The organism is Rhizobacter sp. P1_G5 (assembly GCF_056405435.1).
Genome location: NZ_JBFUCB010000448.1, coordinates 1 through 5,159, shown reverse-complemented (window position 1 = coordinate 5,159; position 5,159 = coordinate 1). Strand labels below are relative to the sequence as shown.

Below are 5,159 nucleotides of genomic sequence, written 5' to 3'. Positions count from 1 at the left end.
GCGCTGCGCATCGCGCGCACGCCGCTGGCGATGCTCGGTGCCTCGGTCGGGCAGGTCTTCCAGCAGCGCGCGGCACAGTTGTGGAACGAGGGCGGCGACCTGGCGGGCCTGGCGCGCCGCACGACGTCGAAGCTCGCGCTGTTCGCGCTGCCGTTCATCGCGCTGATGCTGTTCGCGCCCGACCTGTTCGCGTGGGCCTTCGGCGCCGAATGGCGCGAGGCCGGCGCGCAGGCCCGGCTGCTGACGCCGTGGATGGTGCTGAGCTTCCTGACCTCGCCGCTGTCGCAGCTGCCGCTGGTGGTCGGGCAGCAGGGGCGGGCGCTCGCGTTCGGCGTGGCCTACCAGGTGTCGATGCTGCTGCCCTACGTGCTGGCCTGGGCATGGAAGTGGGACATCACGACGGCGCTCGCGCTGCAATCTGGCGCGTCATCGGTGGTGCTGCTGGCGTACGGCGTGTGGCTGCACCGGCTCGCGGCAATGAGGCAAACCCCATGAGCAGTGCAGCCTTCTGGAGCCAGCGCGTGCGGCGCTACGGGCACACCGGCTGGTCCGATGCGGCTACCTATGCCTACGACCAGCGGCTGCGGCTGAAGGCCGTGAGCTGGCTGCTGAAGCCGATGGCCGCCGCGCTCGACTACGGCTGCGGCGTCGGCGATTTCTGCGCGCTGCTCGCCACCCGCGCGCAACGCGTCGTCGGGCACGACCTGTCGCGCGACGCGCTGCTGCGCGCGGCGCGGCAGCATCCGTCGACCGCCATCCGCTACGAGCCGATCGCGCAGGCGGTGTGGTCGCAGCGCTACGACCTGATCCTCAGCATCACGGTGCTGCAGCACGTGGTCGACGACGGCGAGCTGCAGGCCCTGCTGGAGCGCTGCGCCGACGCGCTGCAGCCGGACGGCCGGATGATCGTGCTGGAGACGCTGGCCGACGAGACGCGCGATGGCGGCTACCTGAAGCGCCGCACGCGCGCGGCGCTGGTCGACGCGTTCGCGCGGGCCGGGCTGACGCTGCAGTCGCGCCGCGGCTTCTACCACCCGACCGAGTGCCCGACCCCGGCCTTCGCCGCGTACCGCAAGCGTTTCGTGGTGCGCCTGCTGTCGCGGCTGGCGGGGTGGAAGCTGCCCGGTGCGCAGGCGATGCTGACGCGCATCGCGAATGCCGCGGCCGATGCCGACACCGAGTTCCTCGCGCAGCCGGCGTCGCCGACGCAGCTGTTCGTCTTCGTGCGGAGCGGTGCATGACGGCGCCGGTGCTGCTGGTCGGCAGCGCATCGATCCACGTCGCGCGGATGGCGCGCGGGCTGCTCGCCGCCGGCCAGCCGGTGGTGCTCGCGACGCACGGCGAGTTGAAGATCGACCCGCATCCGCTGCTGCTGGCGCGTGAACAGATCGACCTGTCGATCAAGCGGCTGGACGCGCCGTACCGCCTGCGCCGGCTGATCAAGCGCTGGGCGCCGCGCGTGTTGCACGCGCACCAGGCCAACAGCGTCGGTTGGCACGCCGCCCGTGCGGCACGCGGCACCGGCGTGCCGCTGGTGCTGACGCTGTGGGGCTCCGACGTGCTGACGCTGCCGTCGCGCAGCGCCTTCCACCGCTGGCTGGTGCGCAGCGCGCTGCGCGGTGCGCAGGCCTGGACGGCCGATGCGCAGGTGCTGCTCGCGGCCGCAGCTGCGCTGGCGCCCGAGGCCGCGGCGACGCTGCGCGAATGGATCCCGCTCGGCATCGACGAGCCGCCGGCGCTGCCGGGCGTGCAGGCCGAGCGGCGCCTCCTGTCGTGCCGGCTGCACAAGCCGCTGTACCGCATCGACGCGATCCTGCAGGCCTTTGCGCGGCTGCCGCAGCGTTGCGCCGGCTGGCAGCTGGAGGTCGCGGCCGCCGGCCCGCAGACCGACGAATTGCGCCGCATGGCCGACACGCTGGGCATCGCGGCGCGCGTCGAATTCACCGGCATGCTCGATGCGCAGTCGCTCGCGCGCAGCTACCGCCGTGCGGCCGTCTTCGTCAGCGTGCCGGAATCCGATGGCACCTCGGTGAGCCTGCTGGAGTCGCTGGCCGCCGGCTGCCTGCCGGTGCTGAGCGACCTGCCGGCCAACCGCGAATGGGTGACCGACGGCCACAACGGCCTGCTGGTGGCCGACCTCGCGCGGCTCGATGACGTGCTGCTGCGCGCGATCGACACCTGGGACACCGGCAGCTGGGCGCGCGGCGGGAAGCCGTTCAACCGCCAGCTGATCCGCGACAAGGCGATGTTCGAAGGCAACATCCGTCAATTCATCGCGCTGCATGCGCGCCTGGAAGGCCGAGCTCCATGATGCCGCGCATCGTTCACCTGACGACCGTGCACCCGCGCGACGACATCCGCATCTTCCACAAGGAATGCCGCTCGCTCGCGCGTGCCGGCTACGAGGTGGTCCAGGTCGTCGGCGACGGGCTCGGCGATGCACAGGTCGACGGCGTGCGCATCGTCGACATCGGCACGCCGCCGGCCGGCCGCCTCGCGCGCATGCGCCGCCAGCCGAGGCTCGCGTTGCAACGCGTGCTCGCCCTGCAGCCGGCGCTGGTGCACTTCCACGACCCGGAGCTGCTGCCGGTCGGCGCCGCGCTGGCACGCCGCGGCATCGTCGCGGTCTACGACGCGCACGAAGACGTGCCGCGCCAGATCCTGACCAAGCAATGGATTCCCGCGGCGCTGCGCGCGCCCTTGTCGCGGGCCTTCGAGCGCTACGAGAACTGGCGGGTGCGGCAGCTGTCGGGCGTGGTCGGCGCGACGCCGCACATCACCGCGCGCTTCGCGCCGCTGGCGCGGCGCGCGGCCAACGTCAGCAACTTCCCGTTCCTCGACGAGCTCGCGGTGGCGGCTGCACCGCAGCCGCGCGGGAACATCGTCTGCTACGTCGGCGGCATCACGCGCACGCGCGGTGCGCGCGAGATGGTGCTGGCCTTGCCGCAGGTGCCGGGCGTGACGCTGCTGCTGTGCGGCCGCTTCGAGGATGCGGCGCTCGAGGCCGAGCTGCGCGCGCTGCCCGGTTGGGCGCAGGTGGACTACCGCGGCCAGGTCGGCCGGGCGCAGGTGCGCGACGTGATGGCGCGTTCGTTCGCCGGGCTGGTCACGCTGCAGCCGATGCCGAGCTACCTGGATTCGCTGCCGATCAAGATGTTCGAGTACATGTCGGCGCAGCTGCCGGTGATTGCGTCGAACTTCCCGCAGTGGCGCGAGATCGTCGAGGTGCACGGCTGCGGGCTGTGCGTGAACCCGCTCGACCCGAACGCGATCGCCGACGCGATCCGGCTGCTGCGCGATGCGCCGGACCGGGTGCGCGCGATGGGCGAATCGGGCCGGCGCGCGGTCGACGAGGTGTTCAACTGGCCGCAGGCCGAGCGGGCGCTGCTGGCCTTCTACGACGAGTTGCTGCGTTGAACATCCTGTTGATCAACCACTACGCGGGCTCGCCGCGCCACGGCATGGAGTTCCGGCCGTACTACCTGGCGCGCGAATGGGTGCGCGCCGGGCACCGGGTGCAGATCGTCGCGGCCTCGCAGTCGCACGTGCGCAGCCGGCAGCCGGAGGTCGCTGCCGTGCCGCTGGACGAGACGATCGATGGCATCGCCTACCGCTGGCTGCCGGCGCCGCGCTACGGCGGCAACGGCATCGGCCGGGTGCGCAACATCGCGGCTTTCCTGGTGCGGCTGTGGCGCGAGACGCCGGCGCTGGTCGAGCGCTTCCGGCCCGACGTGGTGATCGCCTCCAGCACCTACCCGATGGACATGTGGGTTGCACGGCGCATTGCGCGGCGCGCGAAGGCGACGCTGGTGTTCGAGGTGCACGACCTGTGGCCGCTGTCGCCGATCGAGCTGTCGGGCATGTCGCCGCGGCATCCGTTCGCGCTGCTGTGCCAGAAGGCCGAGGACGATGCGTACCGCGATGCCGACGTCGTGGTCTCGATGCTGCCGAAGGTGGCCGGCCACATGGGTGCGCACGGGCTGGACCTGCGCAAGCTGCACATCGTCCCGAACGGCATCTCGCCGGACGACTGGGCCGGCGAGCCGGCGCCGCTGGACGCTGCCATCGCTTCGCACATCGCCGCGCAGAAGGCGCAGGGCCGCGCCGTCGTCGGCTACGCGGGCTCGCACGGGCTGCCGAACGCACTCGACGTGCTGCTCGATGCGGCGGCGCTGCTGCGCGACGAGCCGGTCTCGTTCGTGCTGGTCGGCGACGGCATGGAGAAGCCGCGCCTTGCGCAGCGCGTCGCGGACGAATCGCTGCGCCACGTCGCGCCGTTCCCGCCGGTGCCGAAGGCGCAGATCCCGGCGCTGCTGCGCGAGGTCGACATCGCCTACATCGGCTGGCAACGCACGCCGATCTACCGCTTCGGCATCGCGCCGAACAAGCTGATGGACTACATGATGGCCGGTTGCGCGGTGCTGCATTCGGTGGAAGCCGGCAACGATCCGGTGGCCGAGGCCGGCTGCGGCATGACGGTGGCGCCGGAAGACGCCGCGGCGGTGGCGCAGGGGCTGCGCGCCTTGATGTCAGCCGGTGCTGTGGCGCGGCGCGCGATGGGCGAGCGCGGACGGCAGTTCGTCGTCGAGAACCACAGCTACCCGGTGCTGGCGCGGCGCTTTCTCGAGGCACTGCCGGGGAGGTCTGCATGACGCATGAGCCGGATCAGGTCGCGCAGCGYTACGCGCGCCGCCACGTGGGCGACCGCTACAGCCTGTTGCGGCCCGAGGTGTGGCAGATGGTGCACGAGCGGCAGCGCGCGATGCTCGGCCTGTTCGCGCGGCACGGCATCACCGACCTGTCGGCGCTGCGGCTGCTGGAGGTCGGCTGCGGGCAGGGCGGCAACCTGCTGGAGCTGCTGCGGCTCGGCTTCGCGCCCGACCGGCTGAGCGGCATCGAACTGCTGCCCGAACGCCTCGCGCAGGCGCGGGCGTGCCTGCCGTCGGCGGTGGCGCTGCACGAGGGCGATGCGGTGCAGGCACCGATCGCCGATGAATCGCAGGACATCGTGTTTGTCGCGACGGTGTTCTCGTCGCTGCTCGACGACGCGTTCCAGCAGCAACTGGCCGCGGCGATGTGGCGCTGGGTGCGGCCGGGCGGCGCGGTGCTGTGGTACGACTTCACGGTCGACAACCCGCGCAACCCGGACGTGCGCGGCG

At 72.2% G+C, this 5,159-nt stretch carries 6 protein-coding genes; all 6 read left to right on the top strand.

Annotated elements, in window-relative coordinates; genetic code table 11:
* On the top strand, positions 1–495 hold a 495-nt coding region (locus AC1D12_RS24210; RefSeq protein ID WP_477843363.1), incomplete at its 5' end, for an MATE family efflux transporter.
* Positions 492–1,241 carry a class I SAM-dependent methyltransferase gene (locus AC1D12_RS24205; RefSeq protein WP_047499804.1) on the top strand — a complete coding sequence of 250 codons (750 nt, stop codon included), beginning with the start codon at positions 492–494 and terminating at the stop codon, positions 1,239–1,241. The genes AC1D12_RS24210 and AC1D12_RS24205, both read left to right, overlap by 4 nt.
* Positions 1,238–2,311, top strand: a complete 1,074-nt coding sequence (locus AC1D12_RS24200) for a glycosyltransferase (protein ID WP_477843361.1) — start codon at positions 1,238–1,240, stop codon at positions 2,309–2,311. The genes AC1D12_RS24205 and AC1D12_RS24200 overlap by 4 nt, the downstream gene beginning before the upstream one ends.
* Positions 2,311–3,417: a glycosyltransferase family 4 protein gene (locus AC1D12_RS24195; RefSeq protein WP_477843359.1), complete on the top strand. Its 1,107-nt coding sequence runs from the start codon at positions 2,311–2,313 to the stop codon at positions 3,415–3,417. Before AC1D12_RS24200 ends, AC1D12_RS24195 begins: the two co-directional genes overlap by 1 nt.
* Positions 3,414–4,652 (top strand): glycosyltransferase family 4 protein, encoded by a 1,239-nt coding sequence (locus AC1D12_RS24190; protein WP_477843357.1) that lies wholly within the window; start codon positions 3,414–3,416, stop codon positions 4,650–4,652. The genes AC1D12_RS24195 and AC1D12_RS24190 overlap by 4 nt, the downstream gene beginning before the upstream one ends.
* Positions 4,649–5,159 (top strand): class I SAM-dependent methyltransferase (locus AC1D12_RS24185; protein ID WP_477843355.1); only part of this gene is annotated, 511 nt, incomplete at its 3' end. The genes AC1D12_RS24190 and AC1D12_RS24185, both read left to right, overlap by 4 nt.